At 68.0% G+C, this 25,062-nt stretch carries 24 protein-coding genes; 19 read left to right on the forward strand and 5 right to left on the reverse strand.

What is annotated here, in order from left to right; translation table 11 throughout:
- Positions 1-83: 83 nt before the first annotated feature.
- The gene (locus FBQ73_RS05045; protein ID WP_138398415.1) at positions 84-590 is read right to left on the reverse strand and encodes a sterol desaturase family protein; all 507 of its coding nucleotides are present in this window, start codon (positions 588-590) and stop codon (positions 84-86) included.
- Positions 591-827: 237 nt separating this feature from the next.
- On the opposite strand from FBQ73_RS05045, the gene FBQ73_RS05050 reads away from it, so the two are divergent.
- Together FBQ73_RS05050 and FBQ73_RS05055 are read left to right on the forward strand one after the other, a co-directional pair.
- Positions 828-1,208 (forward strand): 4a-hydroxytetrahydrobiopterin dehydratase, encoded by a 381-nt coding sequence (locus FBQ73_RS05050; RefSeq protein ID WP_138398416.1) that lies wholly within the window; start codon positions 828-830, stop codon positions 1,206-1,208.
- 197 nt (positions 1,209-1,405) lie between these two features.
- Complete coding sequence (locus FBQ73_RS05055) at positions 1,406-2,458, forward strand: aminotransferase class III-fold pyridoxal phosphate-dependent enzyme (protein WP_170218752.1); 1,053 nt, start codon at positions 1,406-1,408, stop codon at positions 2,456-2,458.
- A 12-nt stretch (positions 2,459-2,470) separates the two neighbouring features.
- Here the strand turns inward: FBQ73_RS05055 and rimO are convergent, their stop codons facing one another.
- Positions 2,471-3,805 carry a 30S ribosomal protein S12 methylthiotransferase RimO gene (gene rimO / locus FBQ73_RS05060; RefSeq protein WP_170218753.1) on the reverse strand — a complete coding sequence of 445 codons (1,335 nt, stop codon included), beginning with the start codon at positions 3,803-3,805 and terminating at the stop codon, positions 2,471-2,473.
- Between the two features lie 408 nt (positions 3,806-4,213).
- Positions 4,214-5,464 carry a tyrosine--tRNA ligase gene (tyrS, locus tag FBQ73_RS05065; protein WP_138398418.1) on the reverse strand — a complete coding sequence of 417 codons (1,251 nt, stop codon included), beginning with the start codon at positions 5,462-5,464 and terminating at the stop codon, positions 4,214-4,216.
- 348 nt (positions 5,465-5,812) lie between these two features.
- Between tyrS and FBQ73_RS05070 the strand changes: the two genes are divergently transcribed.
- Together FBQ73_RS05070 and FBQ73_RS05075 are read left to right on the forward strand one after the other, a co-directional pair.
- Entirely contained in the window at positions 5,813-6,922 is a 1,110-nt protein-coding gene (locus FBQ73_RS05070) for an anhydro-N-acetylmuramic acid kinase (RefSeq protein ID WP_138398419.1), read from the forward strand.
- A 177-nt stretch (positions 6,923-7,099) separates the two neighbouring features.
- Positions 7,100-8,701, forward strand: coding sequence for an APC family permease (locus FBQ73_RS05075; protein ID WP_138398420.1), 1,602 nt, complete (start codon positions 7,100-7,102; stop codon positions 8,699-8,701).
- A 74-nt stretch (positions 8,702-8,775) separates the two neighbouring features.
- Here FBQ73_RS05075 and FBQ73_RS05080 read toward each other — a convergent pair whose 3' ends face one another.
- Positions 8,776-9,447, reverse strand: coding sequence for an alpha/beta hydrolase (locus FBQ73_RS05080; RefSeq protein ID WP_138398421.1), 672 nt, complete (start codon positions 9,445-9,447; stop codon positions 8,776-8,778).
- A gap of 310 nt (positions 9,448-9,757) precedes the next feature.
- On the opposite strand from FBQ73_RS05080, the gene FBQ73_RS05085 reads away from it, so the two are divergent.
- The 12 genes from FBQ73_RS05085 (at position 9,758) to FBQ73_RS05140 (ending at position 22,300) form a co-directional block, all read left to right on the forward strand.
- A complete protein-coding gene (locus FBQ73_RS05085) occupies positions 9,758-11,017 on the forward strand; it encodes a cysteine desulfurase family protein (RefSeq protein ID WP_138398422.1) in 1,260 nt (419 codons plus the stop codon).
- Positions 11,018-11,196: 179 nt separating this feature from the next.
- Entirely contained in the window at positions 11,197-12,669 is a 1,473-nt protein-coding gene (gene sufB, locus FBQ73_RS05090) for a Fe-S cluster assembly protein SufB (protein ID WP_138398423.1), read from the forward strand.
- Between the two features lie 215 nt (positions 12,670-12,884).
- A complete protein-coding gene (gene sufC / locus FBQ73_RS05095; RefSeq protein ID WP_138398995.1) occupies positions 12,885-13,634 on the forward strand; it encodes a Fe-S cluster assembly ATPase SufC in 750 nt (249 codons plus the stop codon).
- A gap of 8 nt (positions 13,635-13,642) precedes the next feature.
- Positions 13,643-14,983 carry a Fe-S cluster assembly protein SufD gene (gene sufD / locus FBQ73_RS05100; RefSeq protein ID WP_138398424.1) on the forward strand — a complete coding sequence of 447 codons (1,341 nt, stop codon included), beginning with the start codon at positions 13,643-13,645 and terminating at the stop codon, positions 14,981-14,983.
- A 274-nt stretch (positions 14,984-15,257) separates the two neighbouring features.
- On the forward strand, positions 15,258-16,517 hold the full coding sequence (locus tag FBQ73_RS05105) for a cysteine desulfurase (RefSeq protein ID WP_138398425.1): 1,260 nt from the start codon (positions 15,258-15,260) through the stop codon (positions 16,515-16,517).
- Positions 16,514-16,888, forward strand: a complete 375-nt coding sequence (locus FBQ73_RS05110) for an SUF system Fe-S cluster assembly protein (RefSeq protein ID WP_138398426.1) — start codon at positions 16,514-16,516, stop codon at positions 16,886-16,888. The genes FBQ73_RS05105 and FBQ73_RS05110 overlap by 4 nt, the downstream gene beginning before the upstream one ends.
- 7 nt (positions 16,889-16,895) lie before the next feature.
- Positions 16,896-17,333 carry a VOC family protein gene (locus FBQ73_RS05115; RefSeq protein ID WP_138398427.1) on the forward strand — a complete coding sequence of 146 codons (438 nt, stop codon included), beginning with the start codon at positions 16,896-16,898 and terminating at the stop codon, positions 17,331-17,333.
- A gap of 107 nt (positions 17,334-17,440) precedes the next feature.
- On the forward strand, positions 17,441-17,653 hold the full coding sequence (locus tag FBQ73_RS05120; RefSeq protein ID WP_138398428.1) for a hypothetical protein: 213 nt from the start codon (positions 17,441-17,443) through the stop codon (positions 17,651-17,653).
- A gap of 365 nt (positions 17,654-18,018) precedes the next feature.
- Entirely contained in the window at positions 18,019-19,341 is a 1,323-nt protein-coding gene (proS, locus tag FBQ73_RS05125) for a proline--tRNA ligase (RefSeq protein WP_138398429.1), read from the forward strand.
- Between the two features lie 128 nt (positions 19,342-19,469).
- Positions 19,470-20,693, forward strand: a complete 1,224-nt coding sequence (locus tag FBQ73_RS05130; protein WP_138398996.1) for a lipoprotein-releasing ABC transporter permease subunit — start codon at positions 19,470-19,472, stop codon at positions 20,691-20,693.
- Positions 20,693-21,436 carry an ABC transporter ATP-binding protein gene (locus tag FBQ73_RS05135; RefSeq protein WP_246089578.1) on the forward strand — a complete coding sequence of 248 codons (744 nt, stop codon included), beginning with the start codon at positions 20,693-20,695 and terminating at the stop codon, positions 21,434-21,436. The genes FBQ73_RS05130 and FBQ73_RS05135 overlap by 1 nt, the downstream gene beginning before the upstream one ends.
- 60 nt (positions 21,437-21,496) lie before the next feature.
- A complete protein-coding gene (locus tag FBQ73_RS05140) occupies positions 21,497-22,300 on the forward strand; it encodes a YdcF family protein (RefSeq protein WP_138398430.1) in 804 nt (267 codons plus the stop codon).
- 209 nt (positions 22,301-22,509) lie between these two features.
- On the opposite strand, the gene FBQ73_RS05145 is transcribed toward FBQ73_RS05140, so the two are convergent.
- Entirely contained in the window at positions 22,510-22,809 is a 300-nt protein-coding gene (locus FBQ73_RS05145) for a DUF3253 domain-containing protein (RefSeq protein ID WP_246089579.1), read from the reverse strand.
- A 231-nt stretch (positions 22,810-23,040) separates the two neighbouring features.
- Here FBQ73_RS05145 and FBQ73_RS22680 point away from each other — a divergent pair, with 231 nt between their 5' ends.
- From FBQ73_RS22680 to FBQ73_RS05155, 3 genes are all read left to right on the forward strand, one after another.
- A complete protein-coding gene (locus FBQ73_RS22680; protein ID WP_170218754.1) occupies positions 23,041-23,178 on the forward strand; it encodes a hypothetical protein in 138 nt (45 codons plus the stop codon).
- Between the two features lie 231 nt (positions 23,179-23,409).
- A complete protein-coding gene (locus FBQ73_RS05150; protein WP_138398431.1) occupies positions 23,410-24,405 on the forward strand; it encodes a hypothetical protein in 996 nt (331 codons plus the stop codon).
- A 112-nt stretch (positions 24,406-24,517) separates the two neighbouring features.
- A complete protein-coding gene (locus FBQ73_RS05155) occupies positions 24,518-24,952 on the forward strand; it encodes a DUF1489 family protein (protein ID WP_138398432.1) in 435 nt (144 codons plus the stop codon).
- Positions 24,953-25,062 lie beyond the last annotated feature (110 nt).

Here is a 25,062-nt window from a genome sequence, read left to right on the forward strand (position 1 = left end):
ACCTGATAAAAGAAAGAGGCGGCTTCGGCCGCCTCTTTTCGTTTCGGGGTGTGGTTCCGGGAACGGGAGGAGGGTGATCCCGCCTATTCCGCCGCCTCGTTCTGCTTCAGGCTGCCGCCGTGCAGCTTCTTCAGCTTGGCCTTCAGGTCGGCCGGCGGCGGGGCGTAGATGAAGCCGAAGGAGACGCAGCCCTCCTTGCCATCCACCGCATGGTGCAGCCGATGGGCCTGCACCAGGCGCTTGAGGTAGCCGTTGCGCGGCACGTAGCGGAACGGCCAGCGCTGGTGGGTGATGCCGTCGTGCACGAAGAAATAGAGGAAGCCGTAGACCGTCATGCCCACGCCCACCCATAGCAGCGCGCCGCCATTGCGGAACGCGTAGATGAGGGCGATGGCGATGCCCGCGAACAGCAGCGCATAAAGGTCGTTGCGCTCGAAAACGCCCTCGCGCGGCTCATGGTGCGACTTGTGCCAGCCCCAGCCGAAGCCGTGCATGACATATTTGTGCGCGGCCCAGGCCACCCCTTCCATGGCGGCGACCGTGGCGATCACGATGAGCGCATTGACGAGGAAAGCGAGGGTGGTGGACATGATGTTCCCATCGGCTGCGGCCCGCGGGGGCATATGCGCGCCCGGCGGCAGGGTGGATATACAGCATCGGCCGGCGCGCCGCGCCCTGTGGCAGATCAATCCTGCGTACGGTTTCTTTCGGTGTCCGGACCATGTCACGCCGGCGGGTACCCGGTCCGCGCGCAGAAAATGCGACAAACAAACGAGATAGATAAGTCCCGGGGACCGGCGCGGCCGGAACCCCATGAGGAGGCCCCCATGACCATCGACCGCAAGCACACCTTCGGCCCCGCGGAGATCGAGGCCCGCCTGAAGGCGGATCTGCCCCACTGGCGCTATGAGGACGGCTGGATCCGCCGCACCTACAAGACCAACAGCTGGAAGGGCACGCTGATGGTCATCAACACGGTGGGTCACCTGGCCGAGGCGGCCTGGCACCATCCCGACCTCACCGCCTCCTACGCCTGGGTGGAGGTGCGCCTCATGTCCCACGACGCCAAGGGCATCACCGTGCGCGACTTCGCTTTGGCGCAGAAGATCGAGGAGGTGGTGATGTGGCAACCCGGCGCCGTGCCTGACGCCCCGCTGGAAGGTACGCCGCAGCACGACCTGCGCTTTTCCTACCTGAAGTACGATTGAGCGGGGCGCCGCCGGGTTTCGGCTGCCCCGTCCGGTTCCGGCACCCGCCTCGTTCGGGCGGGGAAGACGAGGCAGCGACAGCTCAGCCGCAGGCTTGGCGTCGGATTGGGGTGCGGAGCCGTGCCCTGTTAAGGCCGCGTTCTTGCATGCGCATGCTGTTGCGATTGCCGCCGGCTTTTGTCGGCGCCGGAGGTGCCATGTCCCAGCCTGCGTCCGAACCTGCGCCGGAGCCGCCCGCGGAAAGCGGCGAGACGAGCGGCGGGACATGCCTCGCGCCCCTCGATTTCTCCGGCGCCTGCCTCGTCGCGCCTCCTGCGCCTGCGCAGGCGCAGGCGGAACCCGCGCCCACCCCGGATGCCGCCGCCCTTGCGGACCTGCTGGTGGCACATTCCTTCGGCGACACGGCGGCGCTGCTGCCTTCGGCCGCCATCGCGCGGCGGGTGATCCTCGACACCATTCGTGCCCAGCACCGCATTTCCGGGCGGCCCAAGCGGCGGGACTTGCTGGTCTGCGCCGGGGACGCGCCTTTGCCGCCGGAATTTGCCGGCGATGCGGAGGTCAGCCGCATGCCCGACGAGATCGGCGCCATCCGCGCCGCCGTCGGGCCGAAGACGGCGGGCCTGTTCGTCGCTCCGGTCCGGCTGGCAGCGGGCATCGAGATGCTGCCCGGCTCTTTCCTCGCCGAGCTGCGGGAGGCGGCGGACGAATACGGCCTCGCCCTCATCTTCGACGAGACCGCCGCCGGGCTGGGGCGTACCGGCATGGCCTTCGCCCATGAATGGACCGGCGTGACGCCGGATCTCATGCTGGTGGGGGAGGGGGCCGGCCTGTCGCTGGCCGCCCTCGTGCTCACCGCCAAATGGGCGCGCGGCCTGCCCGGTGCGCTGCCCGTGGTGGCGGGAGAGGCGCTGGCTTCGGCGGGGGTGGTGCTCGAAACCGCCTTCGCCCCCGGCTTCGAGGGGCGCGTCCAGGCGCTGGGCTGGTTGCTGGAGGACCGCCTCGCGACCCTGCGCTACCGGCGGGCGGACCTGTTCAGCGGGCTGGTCGGCACCGGGCTGGCGCAGGGGCTCGTGTGCACCGTGCCGCCCGATGATCTGGCGGCACGCCTCGCCGGGGCGGGGCTTGTCACCCGTCCGCTCGGCCAAGTGCTGGCTGTCCTGCCGCCGCTCACGGTGACGGAGGCGGAGATATCGGCCGCGGCGGATATGCTGGAGCGCGTGGTGGCGGAGCTGGAGCCGGCCACGCCCTGATGGCGCGCGCCCTCAGAACCCCACGGCGGTGCCGGAGAGGTCGTAGGGCCCGGCCGCCTCGATCTTCACGGTGGCGATCTCGCCCACGCGCAGGGGGCGGCGGGCGAAAACCTTCACCGTGCCGTCAATCTCCGGCGCGTCGCCCTTGGTGCGGCCGATGCCGCCTTCGGGCGTCACGGCATCGATGATCACGCTCTGCCGGGTGCCCACCTTGCGCTTGAGGCGCCGGGCCGACACCTTCTGCTGGGTGCGCATGAAGCGGTCGTAGCGCTCGGCCTTCACCTCGTCGGGCACGGGGTTTTCCAATGCGTTGGCATCGGCCCCGCGCACCGGCTCGAACTTGAAGCAGCCGGCGCGGTCGATCTCCGCCTCTTCGAGGAAAGAGAGCAATTCCTCGAACTCCGCCTCGGTCTCGCCGGGGAAGCCGACGATGAAGGTGGAGCGGAGCGTGAGATCCGGCACCGCCGCGCGCCATGCCTGGATGCGGGCCAGCGTCTTCTCCTGCGAGGCCGGGCGCTTCATGCGCTTCAGCACGGTGGGGCTCGCATGCTGGAACGGAATGTCGAGATAGGGCAGCACCTTGCCGGCGGCCATCAGCTCCATCACCGCATCCACGTGCGGGTAGGGGTAGACGTAATGCAGGCGCACCCATGCGCCGAGGTCCCCCAGCGCGCCGGCGAGATCGAGGAAGCGGGCGGCGACTTCCCTGTCGCCCCACGGGCTGGTGGCATAGCGCAGGTCGACGCCATAGGCCGAGGTGTCCTGCGAGATGACGAGCAGTTCCTTCACGCCCGCCTTCACCAGCCGCTCGGCCTCCCGCAGCACGTCTCCAGCAGGGCGCGAGACCAGATCGCCGCGTAGCTTGGGGATGATGCAGAAGGTGCAGCGGTTGGAGCAGCCCTCGGAAATCTTGAGATAGGCGTAGTGGCGGGGGGTGAGCTTCACGCCCTCGGCGGGCACGAGGTCGAGGAAGGGATCGTGGGCCGGCGGCACTGCCTCGTGAACCGCCGCGAGCACGCTCTCATATTGCTGCGGGCCGGTGATGGCGAGGACGCTCGGGTGGACCTCGCGGATCTGCTCGGGCTCGGCGCCCATGCAGCCGGTGACCACCACCTTGCCGTTCTCGGCCAAAGCCTCGCCGATGGCGTTGAGGCTTTCCGCCTTGGCGCTGTCGAGGAAGCCGCAGGTGTTCACCACCACGAGGTCCGCGCCCTGGTGGGTCTTGGTCAGCTCATAGCCTTCCGCGCGCAGCCGGGTGACGATGCGCTCACTGTCCACCAGCGCCTTGGGGCAGCCCAGCGAGACGAAGGAGATGCGGGGCGCGGATTTCAGGGCGGTGTCGGCCATGGGGCGGGCGGGTTTCTCTTGGGCAGGATATGGGCTGTGCGAAGGGCTGGCGCGTAACCGAGCGCCCGCGCCCCGTCAATCCCGCGACTTTGTGGCCGAAGGAGGGTGCGGGGGAGAGAGGCGCCTCAAGAGGAGAGAGCACCGTCGCCGTCCGGCTTGACCGGACGGCCCATGGCCCGGCTAGGGCAAGGCTGCCGGGTTTGGACAAGCGGCGGGATGGGCCCTCCGGTCAAGCCGGAGGGCGACGATGGGGAGACGGGTGGGGAAGCGCCGGCCGGTCGCTCACCAGCCGATCCGAAACCGGAAACATCCGGCGTCGGTTCTTGGGAACCGAACGCGGCACCAGCCGAGTTCGGGCGGGAGAGGGAATGGAATTGCACCCGGGCATGTGTCCGGGGGCGCGAGCCCTCACACCGGCTTCAGCAGCACGTGCTTCTTCTTGCCCAGCGACAGCTTCACCACGCCTTCCGGCGTTAGCGCACCGAGGCCCAGCGTCGCCTTCTCGTCGGTGACGGCGGCGTCGTTCACCTTCAGGCCGCCGCCCTTGATCTGGCGGCGCGCCTCGCTGGTGGAGGCGACGAGGCCGGCATCCACGAAGGCGTTGGCGACGCCAAGTCCCGCCGCCAGCGTGGCGCGGGGCACTTCCACGGTGGGCAGGTCCACAGCCAGCGCACCGTCGGCGAAGGTGGCGCGGGAGGTCTCCTTCGCCTTCTCGGCGGCCTCGCGGCCGTGCAGCAAGGCGGTGGCCTCGGTGGCGAGCACCTCCTTGGCGAGGTTGATCTCCTGCCCCTGAAGGGCGGCGAGGCGGGCGATCTCGTCCAGCGGCAGCTCGGTGAAGAGCTTCAGGAAGCGCTCCACGTCCGCATCCCCGGCGTTGCGCCAGTACTGCCAGTATTCATAAGGCGACAGCAGGTCGGCATCGAGCCACACGGCGCCGCCGGCGGTCTTGCCCATCTTGGCGCCGGAGGAGGTGGTGAGCAGTGGCGTCGTCAACGCGAACAGGTCGGCGCCACGCATGCGGCGGCCCAGCTCCATGCCGTTGACGATGTTGCCCCACTGGTCCGAGCCGCCCATCTGCAGGATGCAGCCGTGGCGCGCGTTCAGCTCCACGAAGTCGTAGGCCTGCAGGATCATGTAGTTGAATTCGAGGAAGGTGAGCGGCTGCTCGCGCTCCAGTCGCAGCTTCACCGAATCGAAGGTGAGCATGCGGTTGATGGTGAAGTGCGGCCCCACCTCGCGCAAAAGCGGGATGTATTTCAGCTCGTCGAGCCAGGACGCGTTGTTCTCCATCTTCGCGCCCGCCCCGAAATCGAGGAAGCGCGCGAACACCTTGCGGATGGAGGCGATGTTGTCGTCAATCTGCTGGTCGGTCAGCATCTTGCGGGCTTCGTCCTTGCCGGACGGGTCGCCGATCTTGGTGGTGCCGCCGCCCATGAGCGCGATGGGGTTGTGCCCGGTGCGCTGGAGCGTGCGCAGCATCATGATGGACAGAAGGTGCCCGGCATGGAGGCTGGAGGCGGTGGCGTCGAAGCCGATATAGGCGGTGATGGGGCCTTCCGCGGCCTTGGCGTCGAGCCGCTCGAGGTCCGAGCACTGGTGGATGTAGCCGCGCTCGGAGAGCGTGCGCAGGAAGTCGGAGCGGAAGGTCTGAGTGGTCATCGCGTGGTTCGGTCTTTGGATCGGACGTGAGGCGGGCGCTCACGCGCCGGAAAGGAGCGGTGGTGTATCAGGTCCCGCGCGAGATTGCACAGGGCGCGCGTATTTAGGGCGGGTTTGCAGGGCGCTTTATCCGCCTGAAAGTCTGCTATTGCGGCCAGGCATGCCGTTGAACCCTCTCCCGCTTGCGGGGGAGGGCAGGGTGGGGGCAACAGGTTTTGGAGCTTGGTGCCGTCGGTGCCGAAGGCGCGGGCCTGCCGCCTCCCCAACCCTCCCCCCGCACGCGGGAGAGGGGGCGGCGGCGGCTCGTTTCAAACTCAGGCACGACCGATTTGGCAGGGGGGTGAGCGGATGCGTGTGGTGGGCCTGATGAGCGGCACGTCCATGGACGGGATCGACGCCGCCCTGATCGAGACCGACGGCGAAGAGGTGCAATGGCTCGGCGCCGCGCTCACCTTGCCCTATGACGCGCCGACGCGGGCGCTGCTGGTTCAGGCCATGGAGGATGCGCGCGGCATCAACCATCGCACCGACCGGCCCGGCGTGCTGCGCGCGGCCGAAATCCGCATCACCGACCTGCATGCGCAGGCGGTGCGCCAGCTTCTCGACCAATTGCGCCTTGCCCCCTCCGACATCGACCTCGTGGGCTTCCACGGCCAGACCGTGTTTCACCGCCCCGATGCCCGCCTCACCGTGCAGATCGGCCTCGGCCAGCGCCTTGCCGAGAGCCTTGGCGTTCCGGTGATGGCGGATTTCCGCGCCGCCGACGTGGCGGCGGGTGGGCAGGGGGCGCCGCTGGTGCCGGTGTTCCACCGGGCGCTGGTGCGGCGGCTCGCGCTGCCCCATCCGGTGGCGGTGCTGAATGTGGGCGGGGTGGCCAATGTCACCGTCATCGACGGCGATGCGCCGCCCGTCGCCTGCGACACTGGGCCCGGCAATGCGCTGATCGACGATTTCCTGTTCGCCCGCACCAAGGTGCCCTTCGACGCGGACGGCCGCACGGCGGCGCGCGGCACCGTGGACGAGGCGCGCATCGCCGAGGTGCTGGAGCATCCCTTCTTCCGCCAGCCGCCGCCCAAGTCGCTCGATCGCAACGATTTCCGCCTGTTCGTGGGCGAGCGCATGGGGCTTTCCGGCATGGGGCTGGAGGATGGGGCGGCAACCCTCACCGCCCTCACGGCGGCGACCGTGGCGGCGCTGGTTCCGCTGTTGGCCCGGCCGCCGGCAAGCTGGATCGTCGCCGGCGGCGGTGCGCGCAACCCGACGCTTCTCGCCCTGCTTTCGGCGCGGTTGGAAGTGGAGGTGCGCACGGCGGATGCGGTGGGCTGGTCCGCCGACGCGCTGGAGGCCCACGCCTTCGGCTATCTCGCCGCCCGCGCCCTCAAGGGCCTGCCGCTGACCTTCCCCACCACCACCGGTGCGCCGGAGCCCATGACCGGCGGGGTGCTGTTCCGGCCATGAGGTAAGGGGAGGGATGGGGTGGCCTCTGTCCGAGCCATCGACCCCCAGAATTCGCCGGGCGTTTCCACCGGCACAAAAACACGCGGAGGTCTCCTCGCGACAAGGTGCATGCGGCAGCGGTTCAGCTTAGTCTTCCGCCAAACCGGGGCGTCGTGAGCGGTACGTGCGGGGGGATCGATGGGCAAGCTGAAGCGCGAGATCGGGCTGATCGGCCTCACCTTCGTGGCCGTGAGCGGCATTATCGGTTCCGGCTGGCTGTTCGCGCCGCTGCTGGCCGCCCAGCATGCCGGCCCCGCCGCTTTGATCGCGTGGGTCATCGGCGGCGCGGCCATGCTGCTGTTCGCCCTCACCTTCGCGGAAATCTCGGCCATGCTGCCGGTGGCCGGCGGCATCGCGCGCGTTCCGCAGTTCAGCCACGGCAACGTGGTGGCCATGGCCATGGGGTGGAGCGCCTGGGTGGGCTACAACACCACCGCCCCCATCGAGGTGGAGGCCATGCTGCGCTACCTCGGCCCGCATCTGGGCTGGCTCTATACGGCGCCGGGCAGCGGCTCGCTGTCGTGGGCGGGGGTGGCGGCGGCGGGGCTGATGATGGTCTGCTTCACTGTCATCAATGCCTTCGGCGTGCGCTTCTTTACCCGCGTGAACACCGCCATCACCTGGCTCAAGATCGCCATTCCCCTCGTGGTCATCGTGGCGCTGCTGGCGGCGCGGTTCGAGCCGGCCAATTTCACTCAAGTCGGCGGCGGGTTCGCGCCGTTCGGGGTGGCCGGCGTGCTGGCGGCGGTGTCGTCCGGGGGCATCGCCTTTTCCTTCATCGGCTTTCGCCATGCCATTGACATGGCGGGGGAGGTGAAGAACCCCGGCGTCACCATTCCTATCGCCCTGGTGCTGGCGCTGGCCATCGCCTTCGTGGTCTATGGCGGCATCCAGTTCGCCTTCACCGGCGCGCTGCTGCCGTCAGATCTCGCCCACGGCTGGGGCGCGCTGGCGCTGCCGGGGGATTTCGGGCCGCTGGGGGCGCTCGCCGCGGCGCTGGGGATGCTGTGGCTGGTGAGCCTTCTGAATTTCGGGGCGGTGGTGGGGCCGTTCGCCGGCGGCCTCGTCTCGGTGGGCTCCAATGCCCGCCTTGCCTTCGCGCTGGCGGAGAACGGCTTTTTTCCCGAGCGCTTCGCTGCGCTTTCGGCGCGCGGCGTGCCGGTGGCCGCGCTGCTGCTGAACCTCGTGTTTTCGTTGACCACTTTCGTCCTGCTGCCGTTCAGCGAGGTGGTGCAACTGAATTCCTCCGCCGTCATCCTGTCGTTCGTGGTGGGGCCGGTGGCGGTGGTGGCCCTGCGCCAGTTGCTGCCCGACGCGACGCGGCCGCTGCGTGTGCCGGCGGTGAAGCTGGTGGCGCCGGTGGCCTTCATCATCGCCACCTTCATCATCTACTGGAGCGGATGGCCCACCGTGTGGCGCCTCGGCCTGTGCCTGCTGGCGGGGCTGGTGCTGTTCCTGTTCCATGCCCGCCATCGCGCCGCCGGCAGCCTGGACCTTGCGGAAGCGGTCTGGCTCGCGCCCTACCTTGGCGGTCTCGGGCTGGTGTCGTTCCTCGGCAGCTTCGGGGGCGTGGGCCTCATCCCCTTCGGCTGGGACCTGCTGGTGCTGGCCGCGCTCGGGGGCGGGGCGTTCGCGCTGGCGGTGGGCGAGCGGCTGAGCCAGGCCAAGTTCGATCGCTACATGAGCGAGGAGCGGGTCCTGGACGCGGCCACCGAGGAGGAGCCGGAGGTCCGGGTCTAGAGCAGGTGCAATTGCAAAAACGGCCGGTCCACAGGACCGGCCGTTCATGAGCTCGGAAGGCGGAACGATCGCCTTCAGGCGGCGCTGTCCTTGCTGTCCTTGCGGGTGCCGGGCAGGCGCTTGTCGAGATAGGTGCCCACCACGCCGATGAGGTCCTCGGTCTTGCCGTCGAAGAAGTGGTTGGCGCCGGGCACCACCTGCTGCTCGATGACGATGCCCTTCTGGGTCTTCAGCTTTTCCACCAGCGTCTGGACCGCCGAGGTGGGCACCACCGCATCCTTGTCGCCATGGACGAACAGGCCCGAGGACGGGCAGGGGGCGAGGAAGGAGAAGTCGTAGAGGTTCGCCGGCGCGGCGATGGAGATGAAGCCCTCCACCTCCGGGCGGCGCATGAGCAGTTGCATGCCGATCCATGCGCCGAAGGAGAAGCCGGCGATCCAGCACGCCCGCGCATCCGGATTGACCGACTGGGCCCAGTCCAGCGCGGCCGCGGCGTCGGACAATTCGCCCGTGCCGTGGTCGAACGACCCCTGGGAGCGGCCGACGCCCCGGAAATTGAAGCGCAGCACCGAGAAGCCCCGGTTCGCGAACTGGTAATAGAGGTTGTACACGACAGGATTGTTCATCGTCCCGCCGAACTGCGGGTGCGGATGAAGAATGATGGCGATAGGCGCATTGCGGGTCTTGGCGGGCTGGTAGCGGCCTTCAAGGCGCCCCTTTTCGCCGGGGAAGATCACTTCTGGCATGGAAGTTTTACAACCTCTGGGTGGCAATGACGCACAGGATGAAGCGGGACCGGTCCGGAAAGCACGACTCTCGGGGACGAACCCGCCAGCATCACCCTAACGACTTGACGCCGAAACGGTAATGCTTGACTTACAGATCGGAACGACCTATTGATTTAGAATAATTCTAATCTGTTCCTGCCGGCTGCGCAAACCGTAGGGCGCTGCAATGCGGGATCGGGTGAAGTTTGAGCTATGACCGAGATTGCCGGCAATTGCAAGTCTGGCGCGGGTCCGGAGCGTATTTCGCGCGAGGGGCCGGGAGGCGAAGATGAGCGCGGGCGGCATCCTGGGATCGCAGGATCTCAGGTCGCAGGATCGGTCTGAGGCCGGGGCAGGCGTCCCCGCGGCCAAGGCTGACGCGCGCCGTGCCTATCTCGATCACAACGCCACCAGCCCCCTGAAGCGCGAAGCCCGCGACGCCATGCTCGCGGCGCTGGAGCGCGTGGGCAATGCCTCCTCGGTCCATGCGGACGGCCGCGCCGCGCGGGCGCGCATGGAGGCGGCGCGGGCGGACGTGGCTCGCCTCGTGGGGGCCGCGCCCCGTGGTGTGGTCTTCACCTCGGGCGCTACGGAAGCCGCCGCTCTGGCGCTGCATCCGGCGGTCGAGATGGCCGGCCGGCCGAAGCCCTGTGACGTGCTGCTCATAAGCGCGGTGGAGCATCCCGCCGTGCTGCGCGGCCACCGCTTTGCCGCCGAGGCCGTGGAGGTGCTGCCCGTGGACGGCGCTGGCCGTCTCGATCTCGGCGCGCTGGAAGCGGCGCTCGCTCGCCACGCCGCCGCCGGCCGGCGTGCTTTACTGGCGCTGATGGCTGCCAACAACGAGACCGGCGTGATCCAGCCAGTGTCGGAGGCCGCGCGCCTTGCGAAAATGCACGACGGCGTCGTGTTCTGCGATGCCGTTCAGGCCGCCGGCCGCCTGCCGCTGGACATGGCCGCGCTGGGTGTGGATTTCCTCAGCCTCTCCGCCCACAAGATGGGCGGTCCGCAAGGCGCGGGCGCGCTGGTGGCGGCGGGGCCGGATGATCGCACCGCGGCCCTCATCGCCGGTGGCGGGCAGGAGCGCGGCCGGCGCGCCGGCACCGAGAATGGCCCGGCCATCGCCGGCTTCGGCGCCGTTGCCCGCGTGGCGCGCGCCGATCTGGCGGCCGAGGCCGCGCGGCTTTCGGCCTTGCGCGATGAGCTGGAACGGGAGGTGCTGGCCAGCGTTCCCGATACAGAGGTCATCGGCCTTGGGGCGGAGCGGCTGCCCAATACCAGCATGCTCACTTTCGCCGGACTTCGGGCCGAAACACTGGTGATCGCGCTCGACCTTGCCCACGTAAGTGTCAGTGCGGGTTCGGCCTGCTCCTCGGGTAAGGTGGGCGCCTCCCACGTGCTGTCCGCCATGGGCGTTGCCGAGGACCGCGCGGCGGGCGCCATCCGTCTTTCACTCGGCTGGTCCAGCACGCGGCAAGATGCGGAAGCGGCGGTGGCGGCCTTGCAAAAGGTGGTGCCGCACCTGAGAAGCCGCGCGGTACGCGCGGCGTAGAAACAAAGAGTGCGGAAGCCGCGCGGTACGCGCGGCGTGGAAACAAAAAGATCCGGAAGCCGCGTGGTATGGCGGCCTGGAGGCGAAGATTTCAGGACCCGCGCATCATGCGCGGCACGAGGCCAGGACGTGAACTTGACCCGCGGGCCTTGACCCCGCGCGGGAGAGGAGAAGAGAAGATGCCTGCGGTTCAGGAAACGGTTGAACGCGTCCGCGCGCTCGATGTGGACCAGTACAAGTACGGTTTCGTCACGGACATCGAGAGCGAGAAGGCCCCCAAGGGCCTGTCCGAGGATACGATCCGCTATATCTCCGCCAAGAAGAACGAGCCCGAATGGATGCTCGAATGGCGGCTGGAAGCCTACCGGCGCTGGCTCACCATGGTGGAGCCCACCTGGGCGCGGGTGAGCTATCCGAAGATCGATTTCCAGGACTATTATTACTACTCGCAGCCCAAGGCGGCGCCGAAGTCCATCGACGAGATCGATCCGGAAATTCTGAAGACCTACGAGAAGCTGGGCATTCCGCTGCGCGAGCGCGACGCCCTGCTGGGTATCGAGAACTCCGGCGGCTCGAAGGTGGCGGTGGACGCGGTGTTCGACAGCGTGTCGGTGGCCACCACCTTCAAGGCGGAGCTGGCGAGCGCGGGCGTGATCTTCATGCCCATCTCGGAAGCCATTCGCGAGCACCCGGATCTGGTGAAGACCTATCTCGGCTCGGTGGTGCCGGTGTCGGACAATTTCTACGCCACGCTGAATTCGGCGGTCTTTTCCGACGGGTCGTTCGTGTACATCCCCAAGGGGGTGCGCTGCCCCATGGAACTCAGCACCTACTTCCGCATCAACGAGCGCAACACCGGCCAGTTCGAGCGCACCCTCATCATCGCCGACGAGGGGGCCTATGTGAGCTATCTGGAAGGCTGCACCGCCCCCCAGCGCGACGAGAACCAGCTGCATGCGGCCGTGGTGGAGCTGGTGGCGCTGAAGGATGCGCAGATCAAGTATTCAACCGTCCAGAACTGGTATCCCGGCGACAAGGACGGCAAGGGCGGCATCTATAATTTCGTCACTAAGCGCGGCGATTGCCGGGGCGACAATTCCAAGATCTCGTGGACCCAGGTGGAGACCGGATCGGCCATCACCTGGAAGTATCCAAGCTGCATCCTGCGCGGCGACAACTCGCAGGGCGAGTTCTATTCCATCGCCATCTCCAACGGTTACCAGCAGGTGGATAGCGGCACCAAGATGATCCATCTCGGCAAGAACACGTCGAGCCGCATCATCTCCAAGGGCATCGCCGCCGGCCATTCGGAAAACACCTATCGCGGGCAGGTCTCGGCCCACCGCAAGGCGACCGGCGCGCGCAACTTCACCAATTGCGACTCGCTGCTCATCGGCGACCAGTGCGGCGCGCACACCGTGCCCTACATGGAAGCCAAGAACGCCTCGGCCCAGTTCGAGCACGAGGCCACCACCTCCAAGATCTCCGAGGACCAGCTGTTCTACTGCCTCCAGCGCGGCCTCGGCCCGGAGGAGGCGGTGGCGCTGATCGTCAACGGCTTCGTGCGCGACGTGCTCCAGCAGTTGCCCATGGAGTTCGCCGTGGAGGCCCAGAAGCTCATCGCCGTGAGCCTCGAGGGGAGCGTGGGTTGAGCTTTCGGCCCTTGTAACGACGCGTCATGGCCGGGCTTGTCCCGGCCATCCACGCCCGGCGACCGGGAACAGGCTTCCCCACAGTGCGCCAGCGGCACGGCGTGGATGCCCGGCACAAGGCCGGGCATGACGGCTTCCAGAACGACGCGGGGCTCGGCCCCGCAGCGCTGACATTCCCGCCCGGCCCGGCCGTGGCGCACCAACGGACACCGCACATGCTCGAAATCAAGAATCTCCACGCCCGCATCGGCGACAACGAGATCCTCAAGGGCCTCGACCTGACCATCCCGGCGGGGGAGGTGCATGCCATCATGGGGCCGAACGGCTCCGGCAAGTCCACCTTGTCCTATGTGCTCTCGGGCAAGCCGGACTATGAGGTCACCGAGGGCACGGCCACCTTCAACGGCCAGGACATCCTTGCCCTCGCGCCCGAAGAGCGGGCGGCGGCGGGGGTGTTCCTCGCCTTCCAGTATCCAATAGAGATCCCCGGCGTCGCCAACATGCAGTTCCTGCGCGCCGCCATGAACGCGCAGAAGAAGGCGCGCGGGGAGGAGGAAATTTCCACCCCCGACTTCCTCAAGCTGGTGCGCGCCAAGGCCCCGGACCTCGGCATCACCCAGGACATGCTGCGGCGAGGGGTCAACGTGGGCTTCTCCGGCGGTGAGAAGAAGCGCAACGAGATCCTCCAGATGGCGCTGCTTGAGCCCAAGCTGTGCATTCTGGACGAGACCGATTCCGGCCTCGATATCGATGCGCTGAAGGTGGTGGCGCAGGGGGTGAACGCCCTGCGGGCGCCAGACCGCGCCATGCTGGTCATCACCCATTACCAGCGCCTGCTCGACCATATCGTGCCGGACGTGGTGCATGTGATGCACAAGGGCCGCATCGTCCGCTCCGGCGGCGCCGAGCTGGCGCTGGAGCTGGAGGAATCCGGCTATGCCGCCTACGGGCAGGACGCGGCGTGAGCGCGGCCATGACCATTCCCGTCCGTCCCGCCCGCACACCGGCCGAAGACGCCATCGCCGCCACCCTCCAGGCCCGGCTCGCCGTCGCGGCCGGGCAGGGGGGCCTTGAGGGGCGTCTCGGGGAGCTGAGCGCCGACGCGCTTGAGGCTTTCCGCGCCCACGGCCTGCCCAACCGGCGCGTCGAGGAGTGGAAATACACCGACCTGCGCGCCGCGGTGCGCGATTTCCCCCCGCTCGCCGGCACCCCCGGCCCGGCACAGGAGGCGGAAGCCGCCGCCCTCGCGCTCGACGTGCCCCATGCGGCGCGCCTGCTGTTCGTGAGCGGGGCGCTGGCGCGGGGCGCCTCCGACTTCGCCGGCCTGCCCGCCGGGGTCTCGGCGCTGCCGCTCGATGCGGCCACGGCGTCGAACAATCCGCTGCTGGATCGCATCGGCTCGCTCCAGCCGGACCGCTATGACGGCGCGCTGGCGCTGAACACCGGCTTTCTCGGCGAGGGGCTGGTGGTGACGGTGGAGGCCGGCATCAAGGCCGCCAAGCCGGTACATCTGGCCCATGTCTTCCCGGCGGGGGAGGCTGTCGCCGGCTTCACCCGCACCGTGGTGGTGGTGGGCGAGGGCGCCGAGCTGACGTTGGTGGAGAGCTTCACCGGCCGCGAGGGCGTCGCCTACCAGGCCAACCACGCCATGGAACTGGTGGTGGGCGATGGCGCCACCGTCAATCTGGTGCGGTTGCAGGAGGAGGGCGCCGCTGCGCTCCATCTCGGCACGCTCATGGTGGAGCTGGGCCGCGCGGCGAAGCTCAACGTGTTCTCGCTGGTGCAGGGCGCGGCGCTGTCGCGCCACTCCGTCTACGGCCGCTTCCAGGGCACCGGGACAAATCTGGGGGTGCGGGGCGCCACTCTGCTGAAGGGCCGCCAGCACGCCGACACCTCCATGTTCATCGACCATGCGGTGGCGGGCTGCGAGAGCCGGGAGCTGTTCAAGACCGTGCTCTCGGACGAATCCCACGGCGTGTTCCAGGGCAAGATCGTGGTGCGGCGCGATGCCCAGAAGACGGACGGGCGCATGATGAGCCAGTCTCTTCTGCTGAGCGACAACGCCGAGATGGATAACAAGCCCGAGCTTGAGATCTTCGCCGACGACGTGCAGTGCGGCCACGGCGCCACGGTGGGCACGCTGGACGACAAGATGTTGTTCTACCTGCGTTCGCGCGGCCTGCCGCTGAAAGAGGCCGAGCGCCTGCTCATCCAGGCCTTCGTGGGCGAGGCCGTGGAATTTGTGGAAGACGAGGCCCTGCGCGAGGTCCTCATCGCCCGCATGGTGGCATGGCTGGAGAAACGGGCGGCCTGAGGGGGATTCCGGGACGATCGGACCCCGGTCGTTCCTCTCCCCTCGTCATCCCCCGGCTTGACCGGGGGATCCATCGTGCCGATGGCGGGTGCTGGAAAATCAGACGCCGCCCAAGCCGTTGGATGGGTCCCCCGGTCAAGCCGGGGGACGACGCCGGGGCGAATTGGGGCGAGGTTCAGGCGCACAGGGTTCAAGGGTACGGGTTTCAGCCGAAGGTCCAGTCCCGCAGGCGGGAGAGGGCTTCGCCGACAGATTGCATGAGGACAGGATTGCCATGACCACCGCATCGCCCACCCTCCACCCCGCCGTCCGCAACGGCAGCTTCGACGTGGAGGCCGTGCGCGCCGATTTCCCGGCGTTGTCGCTGGAGGTGAACGGCTATCCGCTCACCTATCTGGACAATGCCGCCTCCGCGCAGAAGCCGCGGCAGGTGATCCAGCGCATGGTCACCGCCTACGAGCGGGAATATTCCAACGTCCATCGCGGCTTGCACTATCTCGCCAATGCCGCCACCGAGGCCTTCGAGCAGGCGCGCGAGAGCGTGCGCGGCTTCCTGAACGCGGCGTCCGTGGATGAGATCATTTTCACCCGCTCGGGCACCGGGGCCATCAATACGGTGGCCAGCTCCCTCGGCCAGGCCATCGAGGCGGGTGACGAAATCGTGCTCTCCATCATGGAGCACCATTCCAACATCGTGCCGTGGCACTTCCTGCGCGAGCGCAAGGGCGCGGTGATCAAGTGGGCACCGGTGCGCGAGGACGGTTCGTTCGACTTCGAGGCGTTCAAGGCCCTGCTCACCGAGCGCACCAAGATCGTCGCCATCACCCAGATGTCCAACGTGCTGGGCACGGTGACGCCCATCAAGGAGATCGCGGCGGCGGCCCATGCGGTGGGTGCCAAGGTGCTGGTGGACGGCTGCCAGTCCATCGTCCACATGCCCGTGGACGTGCGGGACCTCGATGTCGATTTCTTCGCCGTCACCGGCCACAAGCTTTACGCGCCCACGGGCATCGGCGTGCTCTACGGCAAGCTCGACCTGCTGGCGCAGATGCCGCCTTATGAAGGTGGCGGCGAGATGATCCGCGAGGTCACGGAAGATTACGTGACCTATGGCGTGCCTCCCCACAGATTTGAAGCTGGAACTCCTCCAATTGTTCAGGCCATCGGGCTCGGCGCGGCGGTGGAGTATGTGAACTCCATCGGCCGCGAGCGCATCGCCGCCCACGAGCACGATCTTTCCGTCTATGCCCACGAACGCTTGGGAGCGCTCAATTCCCTGCGCATCATCGGCACCGCGCCGGGCAAGGGCGGCATCATTTCCTTCGAGATGAAGGGCGCCCATCCGCACGATGTGGCCACCATCATCGACCGCTACGGTGTTGCAGTGCGAGCCGGCACCCATTGCGCCCAGCCGCTTTTGGCCCGATATGGTGCAACAGCGACGTGCCGCGCATCCTTTGCCCTTTACAACACGCGCGCCGACGTGGACCGTCTGGTGGACGCTCTCGTCAAGGCGCAGGATTTGTTCGCATGACCGAGACGAAGACCACCGAGCAGGCGAATGCGCCGCAGATCAGCTCCTCCATTGCCGAGGCTGAGCTCGAGCGCCTGACCGACAGCATCGTCAGCGCGCTGAAGACCGTCTATGACCCGGAAATCCCGGTGGACATCTACGAACTGGGCCTCATCTACAAGGTGGACATCGCCGACGATCACACCGTCGCCGTGGAAATGACCCTCACCACCCCCAACTGCCCCGCCGCCGCCGAGCTGCCGGGAATGGTGGAAAGCGCCGTGGCTTCGGTGCCGGGCATTTCCGACGTGAAGGTGGACATCACCTTCGATCCGCCGTGGGACCAGGGTCGCATGTCCGAAGAAGCCCGCGCCACCCTCAACCTGTGGTGAGATGACCATGGGCGGCGGTGCCTCAAAAGCTCCGCCCCCGCTCGGCCGGGTGGTGGAAACCGGCCTTTATGTGGACGACCTTCCGCGCGCCGCCGCCTTCTACGAGGGCGTGCTGGGCCTTGTGCCCATGCTCTCCGACGCCCGCTTCGCCGCCTATCCGGTGGGCGACACGGTGCTGCTGCTGTTCAAGCGCGGTACGGCGGATGAAGCCATAGCGCTGCCGTTCGGCGGCGCCATTCCACCCCATGACGGCACCGGCCGCCTGCATTTCGCCTTCGCCGTGGCGGCGGATGACATCGCGCCGTGGCGCGCGCACCTTGAGGCCCATGGCGTTGCCATCGAGGGCGAGGTGCATTGGCCGAAGGGCTCCACCAGCCTCTATTTCCGCGATCCGGACGGCAACCTCGCCGAAATCGCCAGCCCTGGCCTCTGGGCGAATTATTAAGGGGCAGGGCGCGCTCCGGAACCCTCTCCCGCTTGCGTAAGGGGGGGAATGCCGAGACACCACCGGTCGCGCGCCCAGAGCCAACCCAAAGAAAAAGGCGAGGCCCGGTGGGCCTCGCCTTGTTCAATCCACGGCGTCCTGCGCTGCCTGCGGATCTAAGTCCGCTTTCAAAGCCGCGCGGCCAATCCGCACTGCCGATTCCGTATGCGCCAATGGTGATCGCCAACGAATGGCATGCACCAAAGCGGCTGTCGGTCGGCTTTTTTTCGATTCCTCCCGAGACCCGGACCGCGTTCACCGTCCATCTGGCCGGCCGGTGACGATCCCCTTTCTTGTGCGGGATCAAAATAGAACAAGAATCTGTCGTTTGTCATCCTTGCGCCGCAATAAGTTGTTCGCTGCAATGCGGTATGGTTCTGACGTGGGGTGTTTCGCATACCAAAGGCGCATGGCTACCTCCCGGAGTCGGATTTCGTTGGGCCGAGAATCGGCCGGTGGTATTAAGGTCCGTTAGGGAGGGAAACCGTCAGGCGGTGACAGGCTTCCTGCGGGCTCTCAGGCGGCGGTGCTGGCCGAAGTCACGCGCGCGGCCTCCTCGCGGAGGCGCTGGCTCTTGTGTTTTGGCTCCCCATCCGCTTTCACTCGCGCCGACTTCGTTCCCAGGTTTGAGAGCCAGAGCCCGCCGATGCGCCTGTCCCGCTATTTTCTCCCCATCCTGCGTGAAGTGCCCAAGGAAGCGGAGATCGTTTCCCACCGCCTGATGCTCCGCGCCGGCATGATCCGGCAGGAATCAGCCGGCATCTATGCGTGGCTGCCGTTCGGCCTCAGGGTGCTCAACAAGGTGTGCAACATCATCCGCGAGGAGCAGAATCGCTCCGGCGCAATCGAGATGCTGATGCCCACCATCCAGTCGGCGGACCTGTGGCGCGAGAGCGGGCGCTACGACGACTACGGCAAGGAAATGCTGCGCATCAAGGACCGCCACGAGCGCGAGATGCTGTTCGGCCCCACCAATGAGGAGATGATCACCGAGATCGTCCGGGCCTATGTGAAGTCGTACAAGGCGCTGCCGCTCAACCTCTACCATATCCAGTGGAAGTTCCGGGACGAGGTGCGCCCGCGCTTCGGCGTCTACCGCTCGCGCGAGTTTTTGATGAAGGATGCCTATTCCTTCGATCTCGACGCGGCCGGCGCCCGCCATTCCTACAACAAGATGTTCGTCGCTTATCTGCGCACCTTCGCAAGGATGGGGCTGAAAGCGATTCCCATGGTGGCGGACACCGGTCCCATCGGCGGCAACCTTTCCCACGAATTCATCATCCTCGCCTCCACCGGGGAGAGCGAGGTGTTCTGCCATGGCGACTATCTGGAGATGGCGCCGCCCTCCGCCGACGTGAATTTCGACGACGCGGCCGGCCTCCAGTCCGTGTTCGATAGGTGGACGCAGCTTTACGCCGCCACCTCCGAAAAGCACGACGAGGCCGCCTTCGCCGCCATCCCTGAAGCCAGCCGCATGGCCGCGCGGGGCATCGAGGTGGGCCACATCTTCTATTTCGGCACCAAATATTCCGAGCCCTTCGGCGCCAAGGTGCTGGGGGCGGACGGGGCCGAGCACACCATCCACATGGGCTCCTACGGTATCGGCCCCTCGCGCCTCGTCGCCGCCATGATCGAGGCGAGCCACGACGAGAACGGCATCATCTGGCCGGATGCGGTGGCGCCCTTCCAGGTGGGCATCCTCAATCTCAAGGCCGGCGACAGCTCCACCGGCGCCGCCTGCGAAAAGCTTTACGCGGAATTGACCGCTGCGGGCTATGACGTGCTCTACGACGATACCGAGGAGCGGGCCGGCGCCAAGTTCGCCACCGCCGACCTCATCGGGCTGCCGTGGCAGATCCTGGTCGGGCCGAAGGGCCTGGCCGACGGCAAGGTGGAACTGAAGCGCCGCGTGGACGGCTCCCGTGAGCTGATCGCGCCCGGCGACATCCTGGAGAGGCTGAAGGCATGAGCGTCACCGGGTCCACGGCGGCGAGGGGCGGGTCCAAGGGCGGCAAGGGCGGCCCGAGGACCAGCCAGAAGGGCGGCAAGAGCGACGGTGAGCCCACTGGAACGCGCCCCTTCTCGGCATTCGAGTGGATGCTGTCGCTGCGGTATCTCAGGGCCCGGCGCAAGGAAGGCTTCATCTCGGTCATTGCCGGCTTCTCCTTCCTCGGCATCATGCTGGGGGTGGCGACCCTCATCATCGTGATGGCGGTGATGAACGGGTTCCGGCAGGAGCTTTTGGGCAAGATCCTCGGCCTCAACGGCCATGTGCTGGTGCAGCCGCTGGAAAGCCCGCTCACCGATTACGTGGCGGTGGCGGATCGCATCGCCAAGCTCAACGGCATCCGCCTCGCGGTGCCGCTGGTGGAGGGGCAGGCGCTCGCCTCCTCACCGTTCGGCGCCTCGGGCGTGCTGGTGCGGGGCCTTGCGGAAAAGGACCTGCGGGAGCTGCCTTCGGTGGCCCACAACATCCGCCAGGGCACGCTGGAGAATTTCGACCAGGGCCAGGGCATCGCCATCGGCAAGCGCCTCGCCGACCAGCTGTCGCTGCGCGCGGGAGACAATCTCACCCTTGTCGCGCCGCGCGGGGCTGTGACGCCCATGGGCACCTCGCCGCGCATCAAGGTGTACAAGGTGGCGGCGGTGTTCGAGGTGGGCATGTCGGAATACGACAGCGCCTTTGTCTTCATGCCGCTGGCTGAGGCGCAGGCCTATTTCAACCGCAACGCCGACGTGAACGCCATCGAGGTCTACCTCAACAATCCCGACGACGTGGGCGAGCTACGCGGTGCCATCCAGAGCGCGGCGGAGCGGCCCGTGTATCTGGTGGACTGGCGGGTGCGCAACGCCACCTTCTTCAACGCGTTGCAGGTGGAGCGGAACGTCATGTTCCTCATCCTCACCCTCATTGTGCTGGTGGCGGCGCTGAACATCGTGTCCGGCCTCATCATGCTGGTGAAGGACAAGGGCCACGACATCGCCATCCTGCGCACCATGGGGGCGACGCAAGGCGCCATCATGCGGGTATTCTTCATCACCGGCGCCGCCATCGGCGTGGTGGGCACCCTCTCCGGGCTGCTCTTGGGGGTGATCGTCTGCCTCAACATCGAGAGCATACGCCAGTTCATCTCCTGGCTCACCGCCACCGAGCTGTTCTCGCCGGAGCTGTACTACCTGAGCCGCCTGCCGGCCGAGATGAACGTCAGCGAGACCACGTCCGTGGTGGTGATGGCCATGGTGCTGTCCTTCCTCGCCACCCTGTATCCGTCCTGGCGGGCCGCCCGGCTCGATCCGGTGGAAGCCCTGAGATACGAGTGATGGATCAGCGCGCTCAAGACCAAGGACGGCCCGAGGGACACGGCGGCCGGCAGGGCGGTCAACCGCCGCTGGCGCTCGCGCTCACCGGCGTGGTGCGGCGCTATCCCCAGGGCGCGGGGACCATCGAGGTCCTGCGCGGGGCGGACTTCGCCATTTCCCACGGCCAATCGGTGGCGCTGGTGGCGCCCTCCGGCTCCGGCAAGTCCACCCTGCTGCACATCGCGGGACTGCTGGAGCATTCGGACGCCGGCGAGGTGTTCATCGACGGCACGCCCACCGCGCGCCTGCCGGACGCTGAGCGCACCCGCATCCGACGCCTCTCCATCGGCTTCATCTACCAGTTCCATCATCTCTTGCCCGAGTTCACGGCGCTGGAGAACGTGGCCATGCCGCAGATGATCCGCGGCCTTTCCCGCAAGGAGGCCGAGGTGCGGTCCAAGGAGATGCTCTCCTATCTGGGCCTCGGCGCGCGCCTCGTGCACCGGCCGTCCGAACTGTCGGGCGGCGAGCAGCAGCGCGTGGCCATCGCCCGGGCGCTGGCCAACGCGCCGCGCCTGCTGCTGGCGGACGAGCCCACCGGCAACCTCGACCCCAAGACCTCCGACCACGTGTTCGGCGCGCTCACCGAGCTGGTGCGCGCCACCGGCGTGGCGGCGCTGATCGCCACCCACAATCTGGAGCTGGCCTCCCGCATGGACCGTCGCGTCACGCTGCGGGAGGGCAAGGTGGTGGAACTCGCCTGATCGGTGCCGGCCTCGGAATGAGGTCGTGGACGGTCTTTCACTGGAGCCTTCGGAGCGCGCATGGATTCCTTTTTCACGGCATCCAAGGTGCTGTGGTTCCTCGCGGTACCTTCCAACCTGCTGCTCATTCTCGCGATTCTGGGGCTGGTGCTCATGGCCCTGCGCTGGAGCAGGCTGGGCACCGGGCTCATCCTGACAGCGGTTCTGGGCTGGCTGGTGCTGGGCTTCTCGCCGGCGGCGTTCCACATCCTCTCGCCTCTGGAGGAGCGGTTCCCGCTCTTCAGGGATGACGGGACCCCCGTCACCGGCATCATCATGCTGGGCGGGTCGGAGAAGCCGGATATCGGCAATGCGCGGGGCGTGCCCTCCTTTGGCGAGGCCGGGGAGCGGCCCATCGCCTTCGCGGCGCTATCGCGGCGCTATCCCGATGCGCGGCTGGCCTTGGTGGGCGGCAGCGGGCGGCTTTTTCCCGAGGGCGACGCCGTCGAGGCGCACATGATCCGCATGAGCCTGCCGGACCTCGGCATTCCCGAAGCACGGGTGGTGTTCGAGGAGAAGTCGCGCAACACCGCCGAGAATGCCGAACTCGCCAAGGCGCTGCTGCAGCCCAAGCCCGGCGAGCGCTGGCTTCTGGTCACCAGCGCCTGGCACATGCCACGCGCGGTGGGCAGCTTCCGCAAGGCGGGGTTCGACGTGGTGGCCTATCCGGTGGATTTCCAGACCGTGGGCCCGGACCGTCTGAACGAGCCGTTTGCCCGCGCCGCCGAGGGGCTCGACAAGACCGACATGGGCGCGCGGGAATGGATCGGTCTTCTTGCTTACTATCTGTCCGGCAAGACCAGCGCCCTGTTTCCGGCGCCGTGAGGCCGGGCCCACCGTAGAACCCTCGCCCGCTGCCGAGAGGGTAGGGAGGGGGAGGCCTGCTCCACATTCCCGCCCGTTGGTGCATTGTCCCAGAAGCCTTTGGCCCCTCCCCAACCCTCCCCCGCAAGCGGGAGAGGGGGCGACAGTTTTCGGGGGAGAGGCGCCGGCGAACCCGTCCACGTCAATCCGCGCCGCCACCGACCCCGACATCACTCGTCGCGCGGCGCGCCGATGCGGTAGACGCCGCGCAGCTCGGCGGGATCGATGGGCTTGCCCTTGCGATAGATGAGCAGGCGGCCTTCCTGTGCCATGCGCACGGCGACGCGACGCACCACCGGCAGGGCACGCTGCCATTCGGCCTCGGTGATCAGCGCCTGCGCCGCATCCATGGGGCTGATGGACTTGCCCGGACCGCATTCGGCGGTGAGGCGCAGCAGCGCCGCCTCGGTGGAGAGGTCGTCGGGCAGGGGGGTGGGCGCGGCCGCGTCGCGGCGGGAATCGGTGCTCATGGCGGCCTTCATAAAGCATTTTGGCGGGCAGCGGCCATCCAAGCGCATGGCGAGAATGGGTGGAAACACACGCCTCGGCTGCGCCCCGGAGCGACGCTCTCCCATGCACATAGGACAACCCTGCGAACCGTTCGCACCCCCTTGCCCGGACGTTCATAAAACTTTAATCGTTGTGCGGTGCGCAACGCACCGCGTGCCGCGGGGGCACGTGAAGAGATCAATGATCCCATCATGAATCTGAGCCAAGGCTATTCCCATCGCCGCTCCTGCTGGGGCGTCGCGCGTACCGCACTTGTCGTTTTCCTGGTTGCGGTGGCGGTGGTCTATCTGTTCGGCGGCTTCGAGCACGCCGTCATGCGGGCCGGCTGAGGCACTGCTTTTCCGCCCCGCTGGGGGCGGAGCGCCGAAAGGCTTTACCATGGAGAGCGGGGATGCCACGCCCGCGTTGCCTTGACGGGCGCGCAGGCCGATGATCCGCGCCCGTCGCCGGGGTGGCGCCCGCCGCCCCGGACGTCCTGTCGCGCCTGAACGCGACACGCCCGGCGCCGGTCATGAACCGGCGCTCTGGCAACCTTGAGGAATGCGGGCGGAGGACGCCGGATGCAGTGGGTCGATCAGCTTCTGGGCGTGCTGAACGCGAGCTTCGCCGTGCCCGGCTGGGTCGCCGTCGCCGCGGCGGTGGCCGGCGTGGTCTTCGTGGTGCTGCTGTTCGCGCGCTCCGAGCCCAACGACCATCCGGTGACCATCCTGGTGCTGCTCGGCATGCTGGCCGGCGGCCTCGCGGTGGGCGGCGCAGTGGTGCGCGCCATCACCGGCACCGCGGCGGGCGGGCAGGCGCAGGCGCTGGAGCAGCGCGCCGCCACCCTGGATTCCGCCGCTGCCCAGACCCCGGCGCTCGGCTGCCTCACCGCCGATCCAAGCCTTGCCAGCGCGTGCGAGGCGGTGCTGTTCGAGCGGCCGGATTCGGTCGCCGCCGCGCGCGGGCTGGTGCGCGAGCGCATCGCTTTGGTGGAGGATGCCGCCGACATCCTGAGCAAGGCCGACGTGCCGGGCCTTTCCGCCCGCGTCATGACCTGGCGCCGGCCGCTGGAGCTGGACCCGTTCGGCTTCACGGCGGCGGTGCTGGCGGAGGAGTTCGGCTGCTCCCCGTCATTCTGTCCGCAGGCCGTGGTGCTGGGGGATGGCACCCGCGTGGTCGCCAACATGACCGAGGGCCGTTATCAGGCGCTGGTGGCCAAATATGCCCCCATCTGGGAGCGCAACGCCCGCAACCGGGGCACGCTCAATCCCACGCCGGTGTTGCGCAGCGGTCCGTTCGGCTTCTCCGTGATTCCCCATGAGAATGGGGCCGGCGGCCCAGCAACGCCGCAGGATCGCGCGCCGGTGGCCAACCTGCCGGTAGAGGAAGCACCCGCCGTTTCCCCGCCCGCCGCCAGCGGCCCGACGCCGCTTCCGCCGTCCCGTCCCGCGGCGCGCCCGGCCGCTCCGCCGGCCTCCGCCACATCCGCGCCCCGCCCCGCGCCGGCTCGGCCGCGCCCGCAGGCGGCACCCGCCGCGCCCGTGCCGGACGCCGCCGAGCCGGCTGGCGACGAATAGGCCGGGTCGCTATATCCCACGCCGAAACCCGCAGGGCCGGGGTATCCCGAGCCCGCGCGGCGAGCGGTCCGCTTGCGGTCTGCGTTCGGGTCAAGAGCAGATCAAGGCGGCCATGACGCTCCATCTCATCAAGCTGTGCGTGGGCGCGACCTCCATCGCGGACCTCGAAGACTGGATCGCCCAGCGGGCCGAGGCAGCACGCAAGGCGGGCCAGCCGTTCGAGCAGATCCACGTGACGCGCATGGTGCCGACCCGTCGCGAGGAATTGCTGGACGGCGGCGCGCTTTATTGGGTCATCAAGGGCGAGGTAGCGGCGCGCCAGCGCCTTCTGGACCTGCGCCCGTTCGTGGACGGCGACGGGGTGCGCCGCTGCGGCCTCGTGCTCGATCCCACGGTGGTGCCGGTGGAGCCGCGTCCATCGCGGCCGTTCCAGGGCTGGCGCTACCTGAAGGCGAGCGAGGCGCCGCGCGACCTCGCCCGCGCCGAGGACGGTGGCGCGCTGCCCGAGGGCCTCGCCCGGGAATTGCGCGACCTGGGGTTGCTGTGAGCGGGGCGCACCGCTTTTTCCAGTCCACTCACGCTTCGTCATCTCCCGTTCAGGAACGCCTTGCCACTGTGCGCGCCGCGAAGGGCCGGGCAGTTCGCGCCGCGGTTCGA

The sequence above is a fragment of the Xanthobacter autotrophicus genome, assembly GCF_005871085.1.
In the GTDB taxonomy this organism is placed as follows: Bacteria; Pseudomonadota; Alphaproteobacteria; order Rhizobiales; family Xanthobacteraceae; genus Xanthobacter; species Xanthobacter autotrophicus.

Coding starts and splice junctions, on each gene's coding strand:
- FBQ73_RS05045 (WP_138398415.1), bottom strand. CDS start 590: ATGTCCACCACCCTCGCTTTCCTCGTCAATGCGCTCATCGTGATCGCC.
- FBQ73_RS05050 (WP_138398416.1), top strand. CDS start 828: ATGACCATCGACCGCAAGCACACCTTCGGCCCCGCGGAGATCGAGGCC.
- FBQ73_RS05055 (WP_170218752.1), top strand. CDS start 1,406: ATGTCCCAGCCTGCGTCCGAACCTGCGCCGGAGCCGCCCGCGGAAAGC.
- rimO (WP_170218753.1), bottom strand. CDS start 3,805: ATGGCCGACACCGCCCTGAAATCCGCGCCCCGCATCTCCTTCGTCTCG.
- tyrS (WP_138398418.1), bottom strand. CDS start 5,464: ATGACCACTCAGACCTTCCGCTCCGACTTCCTGCGCACGCTCTCCGAG.
- FBQ73_RS05070 (WP_138398419.1), top strand. CDS start 5,813: ATGCGTGTGGTGGGCCTGATGAGCGGCACGTCCATGGACGGGATCGAC.
- FBQ73_RS05075 (WP_138398420.1), top strand. CDS start 7,100: ATGGGCAAGCTGAAGCGCGAGATCGGGCTGATCGGCCTCACCTTCGTG.
- FBQ73_RS05080 (WP_138398421.1), bottom strand. CDS start 9,447: ATGCCAGAAGTGATCTTCCCCGGCGAAAAGGGGCGCCTTGAAGGCCGC.
- FBQ73_RS05085 (WP_138398422.1), top strand. CDS start 9,758: ATGAGCGCGGGCGGCATCCTGGGATCGCAGGATCTCAGGTCGCAGGAT.
- sufB (WP_138398423.1), top strand. CDS start 11,197: ATGCCTGCGGTTCAGGAAACGGTTGAACGCGTCCGCGCGCTCGATGTG.
- sufC (WP_138398995.1), top strand. CDS start 12,885: ATGCTCGAAATCAAGAATCTCCACGCCCGCATCGGCGACAACGAGATC.
- sufD (WP_138398424.1), top strand. CDS start 13,643: ATGACCATTCCCGTCCGTCCCGCCCGCACACCGGCCGAAGACGCCATC.
- FBQ73_RS05105 (WP_138398425.1), top strand. CDS start 15,258: ATGACCACCGCATCGCCCACCCTCCACCCCGCCGTCCGCAACGGCAGC.
- FBQ73_RS05110 (WP_138398426.1), top strand. CDS start 16,514: ATGACCGAGACGAAGACCACCGAGCAGGCGAATGCGCCGCAGATCAGC.
- FBQ73_RS05115 (WP_138398427.1), top strand. CDS start 16,896: ATGGGCGGCGGTGCCTCAAAAGCTCCGCCCCCGCTCGGCCGGGTGGTG.
- proS (WP_138398429.1), top strand. CDS start 18,019: ATGCGCCTGTCCCGCTATTTTCTCCCCATCCTGCGTGAAGTGCCCAAG.
- FBQ73_RS05130 (WP_138398996.1), top strand. CDS start 19,470: ATGCTGTCGCTGCGGTATCTCAGGGCCCGGCGCAAGGAAGGCTTCATC.
- FBQ73_RS05135 (WP_246089578.1), top strand. CDS start 20,693: ATGGATCAGCGCGCTCAAGACCAAGGACGGCCCGAGGGACACGGCGGC.
- FBQ73_RS05140 (WP_138398430.1), top strand. CDS start 21,497: ATGGATTCCTTTTTCACGGCATCCAAGGTGCTGTGGTTCCTCGCGGTA.
- FBQ73_RS05145 (WP_246089579.1), bottom strand. CDS start 22,809: ATGAGCACCGATTCCCGCCGCGACGCGGCCGCGCCCACCCCCCTGCCC.
- FBQ73_RS22680 (WP_170218754.1), top strand. CDS start 23,041: ATGAATCTGAGCCAAGGCTATTCCCATCGCCGCTCCTGCTGGGGCGTC.
- FBQ73_RS05150 (WP_138398431.1), top strand. CDS start 23,410: ATGCAGTGGGTCGATCAGCTTCTGGGCGTGCTGAACGCGAGCTTCGCC.
- FBQ73_RS05155 (WP_138398432.1), top strand. CDS start 24,518: ATGACGCTCCATCTCATCAAGCTGTGCGTGGGCGCGACCTCCATCGCG.